This is a genomic window from Flavobacteriales bacterium, from assembly GCA_016124845.1.
Taxonomy (GTDB): domain Bacteria; phylum Bacteroidota; class Bacteroidia; order UBA10329; family UBA10329; genus UBA10329.
This window is the reverse complement of sequence record WGMW01000039.1, coordinates 1-22,517: the sequence shown is the minus strand read 5'-3', so window position 1 is coordinate 22,517 and position 22,517 is coordinate 1. Positions and strand designations below refer to the sequence as shown.

General features: G+C 48.4%; 15 protein-coding genes. 7 read left to right on the top strand and 8 right to left on the bottom strand.

Annotation, left to right across the window (positions count from 1 at the left end; genetic code table 11):
- The first annotated feature begins 13 nt into the window (after positions 1-13).
- The 5 genes from GC178_14070 (at position 14) to GC178_14050 (ending at position 10,435) form a co-directional block, all read left to right on the top strand.
- Entirely contained in the window at positions 14-1,840 is a 1,827-nt protein-coding gene (locus GC178_14070) for a hypothetical protein (protein MBI1288692.1), read from the top strand.
- Complete coding sequence (locus tag GC178_14065; GenBank protein MBI1288691.1) at positions 1,821-2,624, top strand: tetratricopeptide repeat protein; 804 nt, start codon at positions 1,821-1,823, stop codon at positions 2,622-2,624. The genes GC178_14070 and GC178_14065 overlap by 20 nt, the downstream gene beginning before the upstream one ends.
- 85 nt (positions 2,625-2,709) lie before the next feature.
- Positions 2,710-7,689: a PKD domain-containing protein gene (locus GC178_14060; protein MBI1288690.1), complete on the top strand. Its 4,980-nt coding sequence runs from the start codon at positions 2,710-2,712 to the stop codon at positions 7,687-7,689.
- Positions 7,689-8,219 carry a YfcE family phosphodiesterase gene (locus tag GC178_14055; GenBank protein MBI1288689.1) on the top strand — a complete coding sequence of 177 codons (531 nt, stop codon included), beginning with the start codon at positions 7,689-7,691 and terminating at the stop codon, positions 8,217-8,219. Before GC178_14060 ends, GC178_14055 begins: the two co-directional genes overlap by 1 nt.
- 20 nt (positions 8,220-8,239) lie before the next feature.
- Complete coding sequence (locus tag GC178_14050; protein MBI1288688.1) at positions 8,240-10,435, top strand: glycoside hydrolase family 92 protein; 2,196 nt, start codon at positions 8,240-8,242, stop codon at positions 10,433-10,435.
- Positions 10,436-10,479: 44 nt separating this feature from the next.
- On the opposite strand, the gene GC178_14045 is transcribed toward GC178_14050, so the two are convergent.
- Positions 10,480-11,535, bottom strand: a complete 1,056-nt coding sequence (locus tag GC178_14045) for a glycosyltransferase (protein ID MBI1288687.1) — start codon at positions 11,533-11,535, stop codon at positions 10,480-10,482.
- Positions 11,536-11,628: 93 nt separating this feature from the next.
- Here GC178_14045 and GC178_14040 point away from each other — a divergent pair, with 93 nt between their 5' ends.
- Entirely contained in the window at positions 11,629-12,591 is a 963-nt protein-coding gene (locus GC178_14040; protein MBI1288686.1) for a hypothetical protein, read from the top strand.
- 39 nt (positions 12,592-12,630) lie between these two features.
- Here the strand turns inward: GC178_14040 and GC178_14035 are convergent, their stop codons facing one another.
- The 7 genes from GC178_14035 to GC178_14005 all read right to left on the bottom strand — a co-directional run bounded on the left by GC178_14035 (position 12,631) and on the right by GC178_14005 (position 20,331).
- A complete protein-coding gene (locus GC178_14035) occupies positions 12,631-13,449 on the bottom strand; it encodes a hypothetical protein (protein MBI1288685.1) in 819 nt (272 codons plus the stop codon).
- A 9-nt stretch (positions 13,450-13,458) separates the two neighbouring features.
- Positions 13,459-14,703 carry an aminotransferase class I/II-fold pyridoxal phosphate-dependent enzyme gene (locus GC178_14030; protein MBI1288684.1) on the bottom strand — a complete coding sequence of 415 codons (1,245 nt, stop codon included), beginning with the start codon at positions 14,701-14,703 and terminating at the stop codon, positions 13,459-13,461.
- Between the two features lie 117 nt (positions 14,704-14,820).
- The gene (locus GC178_14025; GenBank protein ID MBI1288683.1) at positions 14,821-15,279 is read right to left on the bottom strand and encodes a hypothetical protein; all 459 of its coding nucleotides are present in this window, start codon (positions 15,277-15,279) and stop codon (positions 14,821-14,823) included.
- Positions 15,280-15,380: 101 nt separating this feature from the next.
- Positions 15,381-15,830: a hypothetical protein gene (locus GC178_14020; GenBank protein ID MBI1288682.1), complete on the bottom strand. Its 450-nt coding sequence runs from the start codon at positions 15,828-15,830 to the stop codon at positions 15,381-15,383.
- A 124-nt stretch (positions 15,831-15,954) separates the two neighbouring features.
- Positions 15,955-17,109 (bottom strand): M20/M25/M40 family metallo-hydrolase, encoded by a 1,155-nt coding sequence (locus GC178_14015; GenBank protein ID MBI1288681.1) that lies wholly within the window; start codon positions 17,107-17,109, stop codon positions 15,955-15,957.
- A 57-nt stretch (positions 17,110-17,166) separates the two neighbouring features.
- Positions 17,167-18,513, bottom strand: coding sequence for a hypothetical protein (locus GC178_14010; protein ID MBI1288680.1), 1,347 nt, complete (start codon positions 18,511-18,513; stop codon positions 17,167-17,169).
- A 30-nt stretch (positions 18,514-18,543) separates the two neighbouring features.
- Positions 18,544-20,331 (bottom strand): T9SS type A sorting domain-containing protein, encoded by a 1,788-nt coding sequence (locus GC178_14005; GenBank protein MBI1288679.1) that lies wholly within the window; start codon positions 20,329-20,331, stop codon positions 18,544-18,546.
- Between the two features lie 727 nt (positions 20,332-21,058).
- On the opposite strand from GC178_14005, the gene GC178_14000 reads away from it, so the two are divergent.
- Positions 21,059-21,874: a hypothetical protein gene (locus GC178_14000; GenBank protein ID MBI1288678.1), complete on the top strand. Its 816-nt coding sequence runs from the start codon at positions 21,059-21,061 to the stop codon at positions 21,872-21,874.
- Positions 21,875-22,517 lie beyond the last annotated feature (643 nt).

The following is a 22,517-nucleotide window of genomic DNA, read 5'->3' as shown; positions in this document are numbered from 1 at the left end:
CTTTCGACTGTGAATTAGAAATGTTGAATTAGTAGTGAAGTTGAATTTGAAATATCTGTTTGCCCTTCTTGTGGGATCACTCTTTTCGGGAGTTGCACTCGGTCAGAAGCTGACAGCATCTGCTCCGAATCAGGTTCAGGTGGGGCAGCGTTTTCAGGTAACTTGGGAACTGAATGCCAGCGGTTCCAATTTCGTTGCTCCAGAGATCACCGACTTTCAAGTGCTTGGAGGACCGAATCAAAGCACCAGCATGCAGTTCGTGAATGGTAGCATGTCGCAGTCCATTTCGTATTCGTATGTGCTTCGCGCAGGGCAGGAAGGGAACTTCACCATCGGCCCCGCAAAAATTAAAGTCGGAGGAAATGTAGTTGAATCCAACTCATTGACGATCAATGTTGTAAAAGGAAATACTCAGCAGCAGTCAAATACAGGCGGGCAGCAGCAGAATACGCAACAACAGCGGTCTTCCTCCACGAGTGACAGTGACCTGTTTGCTCGCATCGAAGTAAGCGATCGGAACGTGTATCTCGGAGAGAAGATCACGGCCACGTTGAAAATTTACAGCCGTGTGACGATTGTGAACTTTGATGATTGGAAGCTGCCGTCATTCGAAGGTTTCTGGTCGAAAGACCTTGATGCTGATCGACAGATCCAGTTTAAGAACGAGATCGTTGACGGTGTCATGTATCAGACAGGCGTCATTAAAAGCGTGGTGCTTTATCCTCAGAAATCGGGCGAAATAACCATCGACCCGATGGAGCTGAGCGCCATTGTTCGAGAGAGGACAAGTGGTAGAGGTCGTTCTGTTTTCGACCAGTTCTTTGGAGGCTACGAGGATTACAAGCGTCCCGTAAAGTCCAATTCGGTCAAAATAAACGTGAAGCCATTTCCAGGAGGCAAACCAGCTGATTTCTCTGGTCTTACAGGAAATCTGAACATGAAAGCTTCGCTTGACAGGACCGAGACCAAGTCGAATGAAGCGGTGAACCTGAAAATAACGGTCAGCGGAGATGGAAACCTCTATCAGTTGCAGGCACCTGACCTTGAATTTCCGCCAGACATTGAAGCGTACGATCCGAAAGTATCGGACAATATCAAAGTGAATGGAAACGGCATTTCTGGTAGCCGAACGTTCGAATACGTGCTCATTCCGCGCTACTCAGGCGAATTCAAGATTGGCCCGTTCTCATTCAGTTATTTCGATGCGAAGGCAGGAAAGTTCAAGACCATTTCTCAAGATGCGTTCGACCTGATCGTGGAAAAAGGTGAGGGAGATGAAGGGCCATCGCCATCCGTAAACATCACCAATAAGGAGGATATTGAACTCATTGGAAGCGACATCCGCTACATCAAGCAAGGTCAATATCCATTGCAGAGCGGAATGAATTTCTTCTATCGTTCGGGAGGTTTTTATGCCGCGATGGGAGTTCCGCTGTTGCTGTTCGTCCTATTCCTCGGCTATTCGCAGTATCAGAGATCGCAAGGCAAAGATGTTGGCAAACTGAAGAGTAAACGTGCCACGGGATTGGCAAAAAAACGCCTCACCAAAGCCAAGAAGTTGTGGGATGCAAATGACACGGCTGCCTTCTACGAAGAGGTCTTCAAGGCGCTTTCAGATTATGCTGCAGATAAGTTTGGAATACCAGTTTCTGCTTTGAGCAAAGACCGCATCAAAGAGGTGCTTTCGACCAAGAATGTTCCCGAACAGACCGTGAATGAATTCATTGGGGTGCTTGATAAAACGGAGTTTGCGCGATTTGCACCTGGGGCGGACAAGCAGATGGGAAGTGTGTATGATGAGGCGCTGAAAGCCATCGTAAATGTGGAGAATCATGCGTGACGGAAATCTGAAATATGGAATTCGAAATTTGAAAGCCAGCATATTGCTTATGGTGGTTTTCATGGTTTCGTCCTTTGCTGCTTCTGCACAGGTGGATGAACTGAAGGCTTCGGCCGATCAGGCTTACATCGCACAGGATTACCAAAAAGCCATTGAACTCTATGAAGAGATTCTTGGACAGGATTACACTTCGGCCGAGGTCTATTACAACTTGGGTAACGCTTATTTCAAGTCAGGCAAGATCGCGCCAAGCGTACTCAATTATGAGCGTGCGCTGAAGTTGGCACCGAACGATGAAGACATCCAGTTCAACCTTCGGTTGGTGAACTTGAGCGTGAAGGACAAGGTGGAAGTGATCCCTGAACTCTTTTTCGTCACGTGGTGGAAGACCTTTTTAAAAGTGTTCACCACCGATGGTTGGGCATGGAGCGCGGTTGTTGCGTTCGTTCTTGGTTTGGCAGGTCTGCTACTTTTCAAACTGTCCAGTGAAGAAGGCATGAAGCGGCTTACATTCTACACGGCTTTGTTTGCATTGATCTGGACAGCATTGTCCGTTTATGCTGCCGAAAAGAACTACGACCACGTGGTAAACGACAAGCGAGCCGTAATTTTTGCGTACACGCAAACGGCCAAGAGTGCTCCCAATGACAATGGGAAAGACCTGTTTGTGATCCATGAAGGATTGGTGGTGACGGTTGAGGACAATCTCAACGGTTGGATTCGCATCAAACTTTCCAATGGAGATGTGGGTTGGATTCCTGAGTCTGCGGCTGTTTCCATTTGAAAATTCCGAAGCAGCCTTTTTGACGGGTTTCGTCTGTTATGGTAAGGACATTTTTTAGCTTTACCATCAAACCCCGTCCCAAAGAGTGAAACGCTTAGTTTCCTTTTACCTCTTCACAATTGTTGCCATTGCTTTTTCGGCAGTTGGAGCAGTAGCGCAATCGCTTTACATTCCAAGTGGCCCGAACTATGTGACGGTTGGTGACCTTGACGTGACAGGGAATCAGATCACGGTCGAGGCACTCATCACCAAAACAGGAAATGGGGTCAATATCGTTTCTAAGCACACCAACCCAGGTAACGTAAATTATCTGATGCGTCCTGGTTCAGCCGAGCTGACCACCACCAATGGTTACATCAATGCAGTTACAGGTTTCAATTTGGTGAACGGCCAATGTTATCATTTGGCATTCACGTATGATGGTACCAGCCTCAACTACTACGTGAACGGTTGCTTGGCCTCATCTACACCTCACACAGGAAATCTTGTCACAAACAATTATGCAACCGCCATTGGAGATCAATCCAACTGTTCGTGCGAATCTTGGCTCGGCTACATTGATGAAGTGCGTATTTGGAATGTGGCGCGCACGCAGGCGGAAATTCAGGCCAATATGATGGATCTGCCCAATCCGACCACACAGCCTGGATTGTTGGCCTATTACAAGTTTGATGGAAATTACACGAACCTTCAGGGAAATGCTGCTTGGAACGGAACGCCTGTAGGAAGTCCGCAATTGCAGACGAACACAGCCTGTCAGAACGTGGATCTGAGTTTTCAGAATCAGGTTACGGTCACAGATGTGAGTTGCAACGGAGGTTCGGATGGCGAAGTGACCATTACCAGTTCGGGTGGACATCCGAACTATACCTATTCGCCAGACGGGGTCAATTATTATCCAACAAATACCATTAGCGGACTCCCTGCGGGGAACGGAGTTGTTTGGGCGCAGTCGGGTGCCAACAGCGGTTGTCAGGAGATGATTCCGATAACGGTGAATGAGCCAACGGTGATCACCACATCCATTACAGGAACCGATCCTGGCTGTGCGGGAAACAACGGAACAGCCGATCTTACCGTAAATGGAGGAACACCGCCCTACACATTCTCATGGTCATCTGGAAGCACGGCCGAAGATCCGACCAACCTCACCGTTGGAAATAATACGGTGACCATTACCGATGCAAACGGATGCACGGCCACCGAGAGCATCACGCTCAATCCGCCTCCGCCAGTTTCGGCAACGGCTACTGGAACCGACCCGACTTGCTATGGTGGCAATGATGGAACAGGAAATATCAACGTGGTGGGAGGAACAGCCCCGTTCAGCTTTTCATGGTCAACTGGAAGCACGCAGCAGAACGCGACCGATCTTATCGCAGGCGGCAACATTTACACCGTTACTGATGCCAATGCCTGCACGTACACGGATTCGGTCGTTCTGGGACAACCGAATTCATTGCTGAGCAGTGCAACAGCTTCGTATGTGAGCGCACCAGGAGCGTGTGATGCAACTGCCACGGCAAATCCTTCTGGCGGAACACCGCCATATACGTACAGCTGGTCAACTGGACAGAACACGCAGAGCATCAGCGGACTGTGCGAAGGAGTTGTGAACTTGACCGTTACCGATGCCAACGGCTGTGTGACGACACAACCGTTGAATATCAACATTCCTCAATGCCTCACGGATGTTGACTTTTACACATGGGTGCAAGCAGGTCAGCCTGCCAACGGAAACTGGACGGTGCAGGGGGGAGGTACGCAAGTGATTCAGACCATCAATGGTAACCCGACATTCTTCGTCACACCCGCAGACTACATCAATGTTCGGATGCGCGGGCGTTTCAAAACAACGGACAACGACAACGATTTCATGGGCGTTGTGTTCGGATTCAAAGAACCGTTGGGTGCTTCGGACTATTTCGATACATGGCTTTTTGACTGGAAGCAGGGAACGCAGGCCAGCGGAAGTTTCAGCGGTCAGGAAGGGTTCAACCTGAGTCATGCAGTGGGTACGATCCCGTCTTCGCAATATTCGGGAACGTTTTGGGGGCATACCACCACGCCTGAGTTCAATGTGGTGGCGACCAACTATGGCAACAATGGCTGGAACCAGAACACCTGGTACAATATTGAAGTCGTTTATACAGTAAATAGAGCAGTCATTCTTGTTGATGGCGACACCATTTTTGATGTGAACGACTGCTTTGAGGCGGGACGCTTTGGATTCTACAACTACAGTCAGAAAAATGTGACCTATGCCGATTTCGTGTATGAGTTATTTGCAGATTTCACGGTAGAAGATCCAGAGGTCTGTGCTGGCGACACCGCTCATTTCACGTTCCTTGAGCAATGCGGGAACTTCAACAATTTGAGCCAGTTTGATGAACTGCATTGGGATTTTGGGGATGGAAACACGGTGGTCAATTCAAATTTGACGTTGGCGAATGTTAATCCTCGACACATTTACCAATCGGGTGGCAATTACACTGTACAACTGGTGGCGTTGGATACGCTGGGTTGCCGTGATACGGTCTACAAGAACATTCACGTATTGCAGAATCCGATCGCGGATTTCATGTTCTCCGACCAATGTTTTCAGGACAATACACAATTTACCGATGCATCGCAGCAGGGAGATTATCCGATTGCAGGCTATGCTTGGCTGATCGATGGCAATCAGGTCATTCAGGAGAACACAACGTATCAATTCTCGGCTCCAGGACAATACATCGTTGGTCTGGGAGTACAGGACACGTATGGTTGTCAAGATACGGTCACACATCTGGTTGAGATCTATGAACTGCCGCAAGTGGGATTTACACCCATTGAAGATTGCTTTGCACCCAATTATCCGTTCGAGGATGTTTCCACCATTGGTTCGGGAACAGTTGTCTCATGGCAATGGGATTTTGGCGATGGAGGAACTTCAACCCAGCAAAATCCAACGCACACGTATGCTGGGTTTGGGCAGTATGATGCCACGCTTATTGCAGTGAGCGATCATGGTTGTGGGGATACGATCACGCAGACGGTCGTTCTGCACGATAATCCCGTTCCAGGGTTTGAAATTCCGAACATTTGCCAGTTGCAACCGATGCAGTATAACGATACATCTTCCATTCAGGAAGGAAGCATCGTAGGCTGGAATTACGATCTGGGGGACAATTCCACATCCGCACAGCAGAATCCGAATCATTTGTATGCTGCTGCTGGTCCGATCAATGTGACGCAAACGGTCACGTCCGATTTCGGGTGTGAAACTTCGGTGACCGTTCCAACGGTTGTGGACCCGAAACCTGAAGCCGATTTCAGCGCGCAGAATGTATGCTTGAACGACCTGATGACGTTCACCGATCAATCGTCCGTTGCATCAGGAAGTGTGGTCGATTGGGATTGGAACTTTGATGACGGCAATATTGATTCTACGCAGAACACCTCAAATCTGTATTCGAACTTCGGGCTGTATGATGTGGTGCTAATGGTGGAGACCGACAACGGTTGCCGCGATACGGTGCAGCAGCAAATGGAGGTGTACCAACTTCCCGTGGCCGATTTCAGTTTCAATAATGTGTGTCTGAATGCTGCCGCAACCTTCACCGATCAGAGCACAAGCAATTCGGGTTCGGTCGATACGTGGAATTGGAATTTGGGAGATGGAACGGCAACGACTGGACAGGGTCCGATCAGTCACGTTTATGCAGCACCAGCAGATTATGATGTGCAGCTGATCGTGGAGACCGACCTCGGTTGTTTAGATACGCTGGAGCAGACCATCACCATTTATCCGATGCCTGTGGCCGATTTTGTGGCGGACAGCGTTTGCTTTGGACAGATCACCACCTTCACCAATCAATCTTCTATTTCCACGGGAACTATTGCGACCAATGCTTGGAATTTCGGTTTCGGGTCAACCAGTTCGTTGGCCGATCCGACCAATATTTTTCCCGAAACGGGTTATCTACCTGTCTTCCTGACCGTCACTTCCGATTTCGGTTGTAAGGACACCATTACCAAAGACATCCGCGTTTATGTGTTGCCTGAGCCTGAGTTTGCGCACAATGACACGTGTTTTGAGGATGATGTCAATTTCGTGAATCAATCGACCATCAGCGAAGGCACCATCGATCAATACGATTGGGATTTCGGGGATTCGAACACTTTTACGCTTCAGGATCCAATGAATCATTACGGAGCTGAAGGATTCTATCAGGCCGAGTTGGTGGCCACATCCAATTTCGGTTGTGCCGAATCAATCACACACCAAGTAGAGATCTATCCGCTGCCGCAGATATCGATCAATATTCTTCCAGCCGCAGGCTGCCAACCGCTGACCGTGGCATTTGACAACCAAACGCAGATCACGCAGGGTTATCAGATCGCGGGCTACCAATGGGATTTCGGTCAGGGAGCTACATCCACCGAAACCAATCCGCAGACGGTTTATCCCGATAGCGGCTTCTACGACATTCAGCTGATCGCCACTTCAACCAAAGGTTGTGATGATACGCTGCAGCTGGTGAACGCGATCGATTCTTGGCCACGGCCGATAGCTGGTTTCCATACCGATAAGGACCGTTACATCATGTTCTTTCCGCAGGTAGAGGTGATTGACGAAAGCTTCGGAGCCACAGAGTGGTATTACGATTTTGATGATGGGTTCACTTCTGTGGATCAGAATCCGATGCACGAATATCAAGATGCGGGAACTTACACCATCCGTCAATACGTGAACAACGATTATGGCTGTGATGATGAGACGACCTTGCGCATCATTGTCGACCCTGCCATTACCATGTACATTCCGAATGCGTTTACGCCCAATGCGGATGGCAAGAACGATGTGTTTGTGGGAAATGGCGTGGGCATTGATTCTTATGAGATGTATATCTACGACCGCTGGGGCGAGATCATTTTTTACTCGGCCAACATGTCGGAAGGTTGGGATGGCACGTACAAGGGCGCGCCTGTTGAAAATGGCGTGTACATCTATCGCATTGCCACCGTTGATGTGGATGGCAACGACCATTACTACACAGGAAACGTCAGCTTAGTACGTTGATGAAACGGATCGGGCTGCTTTCGGACACGCACGGTTATTTGGATGCGGGAATCAAAAAGCATTTCGTCAATTGCGATGAGATCTGGCATGCGGGAGACATCGGTTCGGTTGAAGTTTCGGATACGTTGGCAGCTTGGAAACCGTACCGCGCGGTTTACGGAAACATTGATGGTGGCAAGCTGCGCGCGATGCATCCAGAGAATCAGATCTTTGAATTGGAAGGTGTGAAAGTGCTGATGACCCACATTGGCGGCTACCCTGGAAAATACACGGCCCGTGTCCGTGATCTCATCATCCAAGAGAAACCGAAACTCTACATCTGTGGTCATTCGCACATTCTGAAAGTGATGTTTGATAAGAAACATCAGGTGCTGCACATGAATCCAGGAGCAGCTGGCATCAGTGGGTTTCATCAGGTAAAAACGCTGCTTCGGTTCGTGCTCGATAATGGTGATATCAAGAATCTGGAAGTAATTGAATTGGGAAAACGAACCGTTGCCGATCCGTGGCAAACGACTTCTCTCACGTAACTTTCGGCTCAACGTCACGCATGATTTTTCACTCCATCATTTTCGTGCTGTTGCTTCTGGAAGCATTGTTTGCAAACGCGCAGACAGATGCTGTTGACCGCGTGAATCCGCTGATGGGAACCAAACAGATCCTGCTCCTTCATGGCCGCACCACGCCATTTGTAACGCCTCCCTTCGGAATGACGCATTGGACACCGCAGACGCGCAACAGCCGCATCAACGAGCTTTCGTACTACTATGGCGACCGACATATCATCGGTTTCCGAGGGTCGCACAAACCCGCCAAATGGATGGGCGATTACGGCTATGTCGGCCTCATGCCTGGATTTGGTGAGGTGAAAACACTCTCAGACGAGCGCAGACTGCGATTCTCTCACAAACACGAAACCTCAACGCCCTATTTCTATTCGGTCGACCTCAAGGCAAAACAGGGAATTGTGAAGGCCGAGATGACGGCTACCGAGCGATGCGGTCTGCTGCGCTTCAACTTCCCGAATGATGAGGATGGTTTCGTCATTATTGAAGCGACCCAGAACCCAGCGTTTGACGGTTGGATAAAAGTGGATGCCGAAAATGGCGAGATCATCGGTTGGAATGCCGATCGGAATTCGGCCATCACAGGGCCTGAAGTGCCAGGCTTCAAAGGATATTTCTGCATCAAGATCGATCGCAAGATCACTTCCTACGGAACGTGGAATGGTGGCGAGATTTACAATGATTCGGTTCAGATTGAAGGAAAGAACGTGGGCGTTTGGCTTCGCTTCGCGGACGAGAAAGAGGTGAAATTCAAGGTCGGTAGTTCATTTATCAGCATAGATCAGGCACGCGATAATCTGGCAAAGGAGATTCCCGATTTTGATTTTGAACGGGTGGAGCAGGAATGTAAAAAAGTTTGGAATGACCATTTGAACCGCATTGAAGTGGAAGGTGCGGATGAAGACGCGCTCGATATTTTCTACACGTCCATGTATCACAGTCTGCTGTTTCCGAGAAACACTTCGGAATACGGCCAATACTACAGCGCGTTTGACGATGCGGTGCACGATGGGGACAGCTACAATGACTTTTCGCTTTGGGACACGTTCCGCGCGCAGCATCCGCTTCTGACCATTATTGCACCCGAACGTGTGGACGGCATGGTGCGAGCGCTTTTGCAGATGTATCAGCAGGGTGGTTACATGCCCAAATGGCCGAACCCGACCTACACGAACATCATGATCGGAACCCACGCGGATGCAGTTGTGGCAGACGCAGTGGTGAAAGGTTTCCGTGGGTTCAATTTAGACACGGCCTACGCTGCGGTTTGGAAGGATGCCATGGTTCCACCTGATGGTGATAGTGTGAAAGATTGGCGAGACCGCGCACCGTGGACCTCTTACGAAGCACGTTCGGGCCTTTACTGGTACAAGAAGCTTGGTTACATCCCTGTGGACAAGACAAGCGAATCCGTGTCGCGAACGCTTGAATCGGCCTATGATGATTTCTGCGTGGCGCAGGTGGCCAAAGCGGTCGGGAAAACCGAAGATCACGACTATTTCATGCAGCGGAGCAAGTTCTATCAGAATCTCTACAATCCCGAAACCAAGTTCATGGCACCTCGCAATGCGGATGGTTCATGGAATGAGCATCGCAAGTGGGGTTTCACCGAAGGCGGTCCGTGGACCTATCTTTTCTGCGTGATGCAGGATGTGCCAGGGATGATCGATCTGATGGGAGGGAAGGATGCGTTTGTGAAAAGGCTTGACAAAGGTTTCGGTGGAATATTCCGTTACATCCACGAGAACGAGCCAGGACATCACTACAGTTATTTGTACGATTATGCCGATGCTGCTTGGAAGACCCAGAAAAGAGTTGCGCATTTCCGAAAGACGAAATACCACAACCAGCCTTTCGGACTGAACGGAGACGATGATTGCGGACAGATGAGCGCGTGGTACATTTTCAGTTCGCTCGGATTTTATCCTGTCACGCCAGGAACCGATGTGTATGCCATTGGAACACCCTTGTTCGAGAAAGCGGTCATCCACCCGAATCCGAATGATCCATCCATCCAATTCACCATTCTTGCCAAGAACCTTTCGAAGCGGAACAAGTACATCAAAGCTGCCTATCTGAACGGGCAGCGATTGGAGGAACCGTTCCTGCACCACTCGGATATCACACGCGGTGGCGAACTGATCTTTGAAATGGACAGCCGCCCGAATAAAGTTTGGTAGAATCCTCTCAGACCTTCAAGGTTTCAAAAATCTTAAAGGTCATCCTATTCTATTATGCTTTCAGCTAATCGGACAATTCGTTCGCAATGCTGCTGCACCGTCAAGCCATGCTGTTCAGCAAAGTCTGTTGGAATGTTGAAATCCGTGTTCAGAATTTCATGAACAGCATTCTTCCAGTCATCCATTGCAAATCCTTTTACAACACGTCCAACATCAGGGGAAACGATCTCTTTGGCACCCACCATATCGGAGATCAGCACGGGCGTTCCGCATTGGATGGATTCGGTGACAACCAACCCGAAAGGCTCGTACAAAGCAGGATGAATAAGGGCATCGGCCGCCAACAGCAGTTCTTCTGGCTGTTGCGAATAACCAACGTAGTTGACGTTCGGTAGATTTGAATTCATTGGTTTAACCCCTGCCACAATGAGTTCAATAGGTTCAGAAATGAGCTTTTCCATCAATTTTAGTAAGAACGGATAGCCCTTTCGCTCATTTCCCGTGGTCAAGAACAGCAACGACTTTTTGTCCTCGCTGAAACCGTATTTGTTTCGAATATCTTGCTTTCTCAATTTCCCCGAACCATTGAAACGAGAAGTATCTGTCGGGGATATTAACACTTCTATCTTCTTTGGTGAGACCCCATAAAGTTCAATCAGTTCCTCTTTCATCATCTCCGATACAGCAAGTATGATCTTGCTTTTACGGAATGCTTTTCGGTCAAGGTAGATGTTCAGTCGATCCACAGGAGACCAGAATTTCTTGTTCATGGCCATCAGATAGCCAAGGTGGTTACCAGGGCATATCACGATGTCTTGATTGGACGTTCTACCAAGAGAAAGGGAAATGTCAAAGTTTCCTGCGGGAATGATCTTCGCCAAAGCTCGGTCAAAGAAATACATCCGTAGTGGCTTCGGAACACGCTTGAGGTTCACGTGCTCAATCTTAATATCGGGATGTATGGTGACATCCGGATCGATTTTAGATACGATCAGAGTCACTTCATGGCCTCGCTGTCTAAATTCCTCCAGATAATTGAACAGGCATGTTTCCAGACCTCCGTTCTGCAACAACCGATAATGAATGAGTGCGATGCGCATGCTGCGAATTTAACTTCATACGGTCGTCAACTTTCCAAAAGTTGACGACTTTGAAGGTTTCTTTCGTAGAATTGATGTCCTGTTCAACCTACAATGAAAGACCGCTGGCTTTTCATCATCAACCCCCAATCTGCAGATGGAAAGGGTGGTATCAAATGGTCCAAGATCCATCAGGCCATGGTAAAGGTCGGTTTCGACCCCATTGTCTGGTCATCTGAATACAACGGACATATTGAGCAGTTGATGGAACGCGCCTGCCACGAGGGTTATCGGAAGATTGCTTCGTATGGTGGTGATGGTTCATTGAGTGCAGCTGTGAACGGCCTGATGACGCAGACGGCCTGTTCTCCTGAGGAAGTGCTGTTGGCACACTATCCGAGCGGGACAGGCAATGATTGGTGTCGGTTCTTCAAGGTTCCAGACAATCCGAAAGATTGGGTTGCCACTATCAATAAAGGACTTGTTTTCAAGCACGATGTCGGCATCATCGACCTGATGAAGAAGGGAAAACCAGCGCGTCATTATTTCGTGAACATTGCGGGATTGGCATACGAGGCAATGTGTGCGGTCCTTATTACGGAAGCACGCAAAAGTTCAAGCCTGCTGCAAGGGAAGTGGTTTTACGATTATATCGTATTCAAAGGGCTTTTGGGGTTCAAGGTTCCTGAATTCGTTTTGAAGTACAATGGACGCACGGAACAACGGAAACTGATGAACATGAGCATCGCCATCTGCCGTTACAACGGTGGAGGAATGATCCCAGCCCCGTTTGCCGACCCGGCCGATGGCATTTTTGATGTGACCACCTTTGATGACATGTCGAAGCTGACGGTGCTGAAAGATTACCCGAAGATGCGTGCTGGAACCATTTTCAAAAACCCGAAGATCAAGGCATTCCGAACCGAGAGATTGGAGGTGGAGAAGATCGGTGGCGTTGGTCCCGTAGAAGCAGATGGCGAATATGTCGGACAAACACCTGCTACGTTCAGCATTCAGAAGCAGGCACTTCGGTTTGTGATCGGTGAAGCACCAGAAGCGAAGGAGTTTCCTTTTTGACGGGAAGTCGTCAACTTTTTGAAAGTTGACGACTTTGAATCACTTCTTCCGCATGATCAGCAAAGGCGTTTTGCTGTGCATGCTCATCTTTTCGGTGTAGCTGGTATCGAAGAGGTATTCCAGCACGCCTGTTTTGTACGTGAACATGGCCACCATGTCCGGTCTGTCGGATTCCACAAAACTGTCGAGACCTGAGATGATGTCTGAATCCATCACCGCATTGAACGTGATGTTCGGGTAATCAGTACTGGCGATCAGTTCCAGTTTGGTCGCTTCCTCATCGAACGTACTCGGATCGATCATATCCGGGTAGACATGCACCACGTGGATGGTAGCGTTGAAGAACTGCGCGAAGGAGATGAGTTCACCGATCTCGTCATCCAAGTTGGCGAGGTCGGTGGCAAAGGCAATATTCTCCGGTTTGTTGGTTTCTGCCTGCGAAGGCACAAAGATGGTAGGGCAGGAGATGTGCTCCAATACACCTGATGCCACGGAACCGAACAGGCGGTTCTTGACCACGGTCTCACCCTTGGTGCCCATCACGATCAGGTCCACATCATGCTCCTTGCTGTATGTTTCCAACACTTCGATCGGGTCGCCATACGTGAAATCGCAGGTAATCTTGGCCTCAATGCCCGTTGAATGACGGATGGAATCAGCCAGTTCGGTCGTGGTTTTCATTGCTTCTTCCCTCAGAATCTCATCCAAACGATTGACGAACGAATAGGAGGGACGCGGCACATTATCGCAATGCAGAAGAATATATACTGCATCAAGATTGGCCGACAGCGAAACGGCATACTCGGCCGCCTTTCGCGCCAGTATCGAGAAATCGGTTGGGATAAGGATCTTCAGCATGGGATGCAATTAAACGGTTGTGGAGATCTTATCCACCTGATATTTGCCAGCGGTCAGGTTCTGACGGATCTTGCTGAACACCTCAATGGTGTAGTTCACATCTTCCATGGTGTGTACGGCTGTAGGGATCAAACGCAGCAGGATGATTCCCTTTGGAACCACGGGGTAGACCACCATGGAACAGAAGATATCGTAGTTCTCACGCACATCCACAATCAAAGCGGTAGCTTCTGGAATCGTTCCGTTGAGATAAACGGGCGTTACGCATGATTCGGTATTGCCAATATCGAAACCGGCCTTTTTCAGTCCGTCCTGTAACGCATCAACGATCTTCCAAAGCTGGCCTTTCAATTCAGGCTTGGTTCGAAGAAGCTCCAAACGCTTCAACGCTCCGATAACGATCGGAATGGGCAGACTCTTGGCAAAGATCTGCGAACGCATGTTATACCGTAGGTAATCGATCACATCCGCATTACCGGCCACAAAACCACCAATGCTGGCCATACTCTTGGCGAAGGTTCCGAAGTAGATGTCGATGCCATCCTGGCAACCTTGCTGTTCACCCGTTCCGGCACCGGTCTTTCCCTGTGTGCCGAAACCGTGTGCATCATCCACAAACAGACGGAAATCGTATTTCTTCTTCAGTTCCACGATCTCTTTCAATCGCCCCTGCGTTCCGGTCATACCGAAAACCCCTTCGGTGATTACGAGAATACCACCGCCTTGCTCGTTGGCCAATTTGGTGGCGCGTTGCAATTGCTTCTCCAGGTTCTCCACATTATTGTGCGGATACACGAAACGTTTGCCCATGTGCAGACGCACGCCATCCAAAATACACGCGTGCGAATCCGAATCATACACGATCACATCGTGGCGCGTTACCAGCGAGTCGATGGCAGACACCATTCCCTGATAACCGAAGTTGAGCAGGTACGCATCTTCCTTCATCACGAACTTGGCCAGTTCCTGCTCCAACTGCTCGTGGTATTTGGTCTGGCCGCTCATCATCCGCGCGCCCATCGGGTAGGCCATGCCCCATTCCTTGGCCGCATCGGCATCTGCCTTGCGCACTTCCGGGTGGTTGGCCAGTCCGAGGTAATTGTTCAAACTCCATACAAGGCGCTCCTTGCCGTTGAACATCATTCTATTGCTTATCTCGCCCTCCAGCTTCGGGAAGGTGAAGTATCCGTGTGCATCCTTGGCGTGTTCGCCCAATGGGCCACGGTTGTGTTTTATCCGTTCGAAAATATCCATCTGGTTGAGTCTAATGGTCGGGGCAAAGGTATTTCTTCCCTTAAAGGTGTTAATTGACGGATTCGAAAGTTTTTAACCGACCAAAGACGAAAACCACATGATACTTCTATCCTCAGGTCAAGGGTTGTTCTCAATATGCAACGTAGATCCGGTGTAAGCCCCATCTATTGCCAGATCTGAAGATTGACCGTTGGCCGGCATTGTACCCGTGGCGGTATAGGCTGTTCCGTTTACACTGACGGAAAGCGCCACAGTTCCTCCTTCCTGAATGGGAGTATCGTGATCAACGTACGAGTAACCGCCACTTCCATTGCCCGAAAGAACTATCGCATTCACCGTTACAACGGCATCCAAAATTCCTTGACCTGATCTGGACGGGTCAACAACCGAAACAGTATAGGTAGAGATGTCAATAGGATTTCCTCCACTTAGAATGATGGCCGTGATAAGTGGCTGACCAGTGGTCGGGTCATCCTTGTCATCCTTGTCATCCTTGTTGCAACCAGCAATTGATAGGGTCAGAATTAGAAAACCTACAAGCGGAAGGTTTACCAAAGAGAGTGATTTGATTTTCATGATCCAATGTTTTACACCACGAAGATGCTTTGATGCATAACCTAAAACGTTGACTTGGGCTATTGGAAGAAATGATTGAAGTCAATTCCTCTGTTCAATACTCAAGGATTATTTGCAATATGTAAGGAGGAACCTGCGTAAGCACTCGGTATCTCCAAATAACTGTCATGGCCATCTTCGGGCATCACGCTCGACACACCGTAGTCTTCTCCATCCACATTGACGGAAAGCGCCACAATACCACCGGCAGCAATCGGAGTATCGGTATCTACGTAGGTGTAGGTGCCATCTCCTGTACCCGCAAGGTTGAGGGCATTTACTTTCACCACCGCATCCAAAATTGGCTGACCCGAATTGGCCGGATCCATCACCGTTACACCGAAAGTGGTTATTTCAACAGGGTTGCCTCCGCTGATAATGATGGCCGTAATAAGTGGTTGTCGCGTGGTCGGGTCGTCCTTGTCGTTCTGGTTGCAACCAGTAATTGACAGGGCCAGCATAAGAAAACCTGCCAGCGGCAGGTTTACCAAAGAGTGCAATCGATTGTTCATGTCTTTATGTGTTGAATGCCACGAAGATGCAATGACGCATAACCTAAAACGTTGACTTTCGATATTGGAAGAAATGATTGAAATCAATCCATTTATTCAGAAAACCGAAAGATCGAGGGATCCTTCATTCGGTTGTGGTCTTCCGTTCCTCATCCCACTCCTGTACGAAATGCACCAGCACCTTCTTCATGGCCTCCATGGCCGTACCATCAAGGTATTCGAGGTTATCGAGGCGGGTGTGGTAGGTAGGGTCAAGGGTATCGGTGCGCATACCGATGATGCTCAAGGCTGGCAGTCCGAGAATACGGAAGGCAGAGGCATCGGACGCGCCCACATCAATAGGAAGTTTCTTCACCGCAACGCCCATGGCATCAAAGGAGCGTTCCATCTGGGCAATATGCTCCGCATCGAAGGTCACAAGCGTGTTCGTCTCTCGCGTACCGATGGCCAAATGCTCCAGATCCTTGATGGTGTCTATGTTGATCAGCAGCGCGTTCTCATCCAACAACTGTTGTTTATGCATCTTGCCGTAGGCGAACGCCCCACGTAGTCCGGCCTCTTCCGAACCGAAACTGATGCAGCGGATGCGGGTGTGTTGCAGTTTCTGATCGGAGAAGACCTTGGCCATTTCCACGGTCATGGCCACGCCCGTCAGGTTGTCGTTGGCGCCATGCACCACCTCTTTGCCATGCATGTCGAAATAGACGAGTAGGATAGGAGAGGCCACCACGAAGAACCACCAACCGTAGGTGGTCCATTCGCCACCGAAAAAGGAAGCCACAATGAGGAATACCGCCTGTAGCGGGAAGAGAACACCCGCCACCACGGAAAGCACGGCACCCGCATGCTTCAGTCGGTACCACCATTTGAACTCCTTCACACTATCGATATGGCCTGCGATAATGAGCGTGGAACGCACTTCATCCAGTGGTTCAATATTGCCGATGACGTTGTGCGAGGTCTTTTTCGGAAAGAGGAAATCGAGCCAATGGCGGTAAGTAACGAAATGCCCAATGAAGAAAACGGCATTGAGCACGGCAATAATGGCCGCACCCGTTACCGTATAATGAAATACCACTAAGGCCAACACATACACCAGACAGAACCACTTCAATGATTGGAAATGCGCCTCCAATGCCGATTCGAACGGCATCAGTTCAGTAGTGTGGCAGTATTGGTCCAGAATGTCTTTGGTATGCAGTTGCGCCTGTTTCTCCTGTTCGCTGCCGAAGTACCGTCCTCCGAACTTGCCGATCACTTCTTCAATAAATCTGACCATGGTTGTGGGTTTTGGGTAAAAGTAAGACAACCAAAGTGTGACTTACCATTCAGACCTTCACATACCGATCAGCCTTTTCGCTTCCATAATATGTAAATCTCTTTGGTCCAAGAGGTCCGTTGCAGTGTATTTTACAGGATAATCGGGTAGTACACCTTGATTAGAGGTTGGCTGAACCGTGGATGGTGGAAACTGAATGAGATAGCGTGGTATGCCTATCCGGATTCCTGAATTGGTAAGTCTGACATACTGCGTGGAACCTGCGGCAAAACCTTCATATCGTGTTCCGGTCTCTTCGCCAATTATGGTGGCTTGGCCAAACTCTTTCAAGTAACGGGCAAGTGTACTTCCCGCGGAATAAGTTCTACCATCTACAAGAACATAGATACTTCCGTCAAACAACCACTTTGATACTTTAGGGAGTTTGTATGTCTTCTTTTTGCCACTCCACGAAACAGTGGTCTTCAACAGTTTTACATCGTGGTTGTGTTTCAGGATGTATGGCACCATAGCATCCGCAAACTCATTTCTGCCTCCTGTATTTCCTCGAAGATCCAATACGAGATTCGTGATATGTTTCTCCCTAAATTCTCTAAATAACTCGGCATACAACTTTTTAGGCTGGATGTGGTATTTCTCCATTTCGCCTCGGTCAAATGTTGGAAACTTGAGATACGCTGTAGTACCATCGAAACGCAGTACGTAAAATGATTCCGGTTCATCAGTCTGTGCCTGTATTGTGCAGTACCTTTTATAGTTGTCTTGCTGTTGATCGCGGTTAATGGCCGATAATGTCACACTACGGGCGGACATCTCTTCAGTACCAATACTGAAGGTGAATTTGTCAGGTTGATCCACCAATAGGTAATACATCCATGAGAATCCAAGTTCGATATTTCTATCTGCGTAGGTTGTAATTCTTCCATCGGTCGGTAAGCAGATCCAAATCGCATTGAGGATGCTGTCCATCGCCAACCCATTGATGGCGATGATGCGGTCACCACGCTTCAGTTGCTGTTCATTTGAGTAATCGCTCCAAACAATCACGCCATCCGAAGCAATTTTAATGGACAGTGGCAGATAGCGGAATCTGTTCTGAAGAAAACCTGAATGAACAGTATCGCTCCAGCTGCCCATCAAGAAGTGTCCTTCATTGCTTAAGGCGCATAATCGACTGACAAATTGAAAATACTCTTCAGCACTCAGCTCAGCAGAACCAATTTCCTGAAGTAAGTCATCTGCCTGAGCGCCAAAATCAGGTGTGTAATGAGAAAGTGCTGGGTTGTAGATCTCAATCGAATGCTTTAATAACCGAAGGTCTTCAAGTGCTTTCTTCGAGTCGATTGTTTGCCCGCTGAGCAAATTGGATACAAACAATAAAATCGTCAACAGTTGACATCTCATACTCAGGCGAATATAAATAGGAGCGAAGAATTAGTGATGTTCAACCACAAACCTGCCTGTTGCCTGTCGATAGTTACTGTTCCTGCCGTTAGCAGTAAGATGATAGAAGTACATGCCACTTGGCCACAAGGAAGTGTTCACCTGCATTCTTGATCCTTGCATGGGAAGCGTTCGGACAGGTCGTCCGCTGGCATCCATGATAGTGATGGTGTAAGTGAGGCGTTCGGGGTTAAGACACTCAAGCGTCACTTGGTCTGTGGCAGGATTGGGATAGACCAATGTTTGTAACGAGGTCATTTCCTTTTCGGCAATGCCATTGGGAGAATTGCGGCTCCAATGGTTCTCGCCATCCTTCAGTACCATGTGCGAGGCAAGCTCCTCCATTTCCGTGTACCAACGGATCTTGCTGAACCAGATGTCGGCTGTGATGCTGTCCGAGTTCAGGTCGATGATGCCATAGCCGTTCTCTGTAAGTTGCGTGTATATGTGATGCGGGTTGATATTGTCCGTAATCATGGCAAAGAATGCGGCCGTGGCCGAATCAATACCCGGTTTCTCGTCCAAGTTGCCACGACTGATGCTGGTAGGAAGGAATTCCACCGCCATGGAACCCCCTCCGGTCTCCGGGTCATAGCTCAGCGAATCAAACGGGTCTATCGGAAGGTCGGAGTTGAGGGAGAAATGCATGTCGCCCGAAAGCAGCATCACGTTATCTATCTGGTTATCGGCCAAGTGTTGCAACAGCATTTGGCGTTCAAGCGGATGCCCATCCCACGCTGAGTTTGTGAGATGTCCGTCAGTAGGAGCATTGGGGATGAACTGTTCCAACCCCTGAATGGAAAAAGGTGCGAACATCTTCTGGTTGGCCACCAGTTTCCATTTGGCCGTGGATTGGTCGAGTTCGTTCAGCAGCCAGTTGAACTGCTCCGTACCCAAATAACTGGTCTCATTGGGAGCAATGCTATCTTCAATGAACTGATGGTCGGTATCGATCATAAAAAGATCGGCCAGCGGCCCAAGGCTTATCTTGCGGTAAAGGCGTGCCGAATCCTGCGTATCGAACACCGGCATGGCCGTCCATTCCCTGAAGGCATCGTAGCAGGTGGACCTTCCAGATGGCGTCTCGGAAAGTTCCACGTCATGGTTGTCCCATATCTGAATGAACGGATGCTGTTGCCGTACCAAGCGCTGGTCGGGGTCGAGCATGTAGTAGAAATAGCGTTTGCGCCTTTCGTCCAACCCGCAGGCAACGTCAATGGGTTCGGGAACAGGCACGCGTTCGCGTTCATCGGGGTCCACAAAGTCGTAGATGAAATCTCCGAGGTGGATCACCGCGTTCAGGTCGGTGCGCTGCGCCATGCGCCTGTAGGCGTTGAAGTAACCCGACCAGACGCTGCTGCACGAGGTGACCGCAAACCTCAGGCGGTCGGTCTGGGTGGGGAGGGTGCGTGTTCTTCCCGTGACCGAAAACTGGCCGTTCTGCGAAAAGCGGTACCAGTAATACGTGTCGGGTTGCAGGCCGCCAATGCGGGTCTGAACCGTGAACCCGCCCGTATCGGCTGAAAGCAACTGCCCGCTTGTAACCATGTTGGAGAACAGCGAATCGGTGGCCATCTCATAGTTCACCAGGCCGCCCGGTGGCTGGGCAAAGCTCCAAATGCTCACCTCATTGGCCGAAGGTTCGTTGGAGGCCACGCCCAAGATGAAGGGGGCATGCAGACTATCGGGATAGATGTTGGGTGGCAGCGAATCCCATTGCCATTGGGCCTGGACCAACTGCGAGCAACCCAAAAGGACGGTGAGTAGGAGGGAGCGCATGGGCTAAAGGTAATTCAGCGACCCATGCAATATGTTCAGTGGATTACCTTAATGGAGGATTTGTTCGAATAGATGAAAAAGTAAAAACTTCGGTATCAATCTATGGATAAAATAGAACAGTAACTGATATTAGACGATAAGCACCTCTTATAAACGAATCTTCATGAATTTATCATGAATTCTCTGTCACATTACGCAATCTCTTTGCGATAATAGTAACTATCGAAAAGCGCAAATGCTGTAATAGCAAGGGTTTTAGGCGTTTTCCTTTTTTATCAACGTGACTGAAATGAAGCCGATGTTAAGAACTATGGCCGATTGTTGATTCTTTAGAGTTGACATGGTTGGGTTTTCACTCGAAATTTGAACCGAACAAAGTCATTACAAGGAAAAACAAAATAAATAAAGGCTCCCACCGACAGTAAGAGCCTTCCTGAAAGCAATAATTTCCTTTGGCCGGGTAAATATCAGTAAGGGCTTTCCACCCTTATGTCATAAAGCTTTCAGGGGTCTAAAGTATAAGGCGGATAATTGACTGCCAAACAATTTTGACCAACTGTCCTTATTTTTTTCACTAGCTGGTTTTTAATAACCTCCGAATCCTTTGGCTGGTGGGGCTCTTCGAGAATTGTATTCAAATACCAGAGAAATTATCCGATTGGATCGGATTCACTCGAGGTTGAAAATATTGGTATTCCGAAGAAGTGTATAATCTAATTACATCAAAATGGCGTCTAAAGACCATTATAGAATTAAACAAAGTCAGCTAAAGGAAGCTGAATTAAAAAGCAGGAATACAGAAGAAGTCGAAGGGTTCGCAATAAGCTCATCCGCTATTGCTCCTTCGATAGGTGAATCAAGAGCCGGTGTGGCATACACAGTAGATTACAAAGACCTATTGCGTGTTGATACATTGAGTCCAAATACCTTGGAACAAGCCGTGCTTCGCCAAAAACATCCAGAGTATAATACAAATGGGTTTCCACCGTACTATTCTGCTGCGTCTGGAGCAATGAGAAGTTCACTAAGGAACGGTAACCATTCATCTGCGTTGATAAAAATAAACGACTTGAAAGCAGAGTTAGTTACCAAGCAAGGCAAGGCGAAAGGTAGGGTAAACGCAAACATCAATGCAATTGATGAGTTTGTTCGGCTAAGTCCAATCAATTTTGGTGTGCTCCAAAATAAGAAAGCGGTTCCCTCTAAAAGAGGAAGACGCTTCTTGGTTATAGATGATTTTAAAATTGTCATGAATCCAGATTACATCTTTAAAGCGGAATCAGATGGTGAGAAAATCATTGGTGGAGCCTGTGTTCTTATTTATAAAGACGCATTGCTCAATGAATCAAGAAGAAAACTGGCAGCTTTCTTTCTTAAAGAGTTGTTGATCGCTCATTATCAAGATGAAGAATATCGGGTTTCAGCCGAACATTGCTTTTGTATTGATTTGGCAGCAAGAAAGCGAGTGTCAGCGCCACATAATTATGGAGAAGTTCATAAAGAACTTGAGCGGGTTAAATCTCGATACAAACTTGCTTGGTGACAATTAAGCTCAAGCGCGGTTAATTATGCCGCGCTTGACTTTTTATTATGTCCCCAACATTAGTATTTCCACAGACCTCTTGGGTATTCCAACGTGCCGCATGGCAATACCAATGCAGGAGTTTGAAAGACCAAAGTAGCGGATCGGAATACCGATATTGAACATTTGCGTTTGGACCACAACCTTGGAATATCGGAGTAGCGGTTGCGAATACCGATGTGCAAGGTCGGTATTCCAAAGTCCTGGTCTGCATTACCAATGCTGCACATTGAAAATGGGAGGCACCCGCTGAGAATCCACATCTTCAACAATTGAATACCAATGTCCGACTTTGGTTTTCCAATGTTCAACATCTGAAATGGAATGTTGAACATTCGGGCATACATGTTGAATTTTAGTTGATTGATAATCAATCCATTGAACAAAATATCGGGTTTTTATGCTGAAATTTTCACAAGCTACATACGGATCTTCAACATCCTGACGTTTAAACTGGCGCAAGGAAGTTCCTTGCCGAGGATTTATCCTTCGTTCAGTTTCATTAAAATGTAGAAATCATGGCACGTAAAAATGTCAGGGTAGTAGTACCCACAAATCCCGACCAGATGCTCGAACTGGCCGGCCACATCATTACCAAACACAC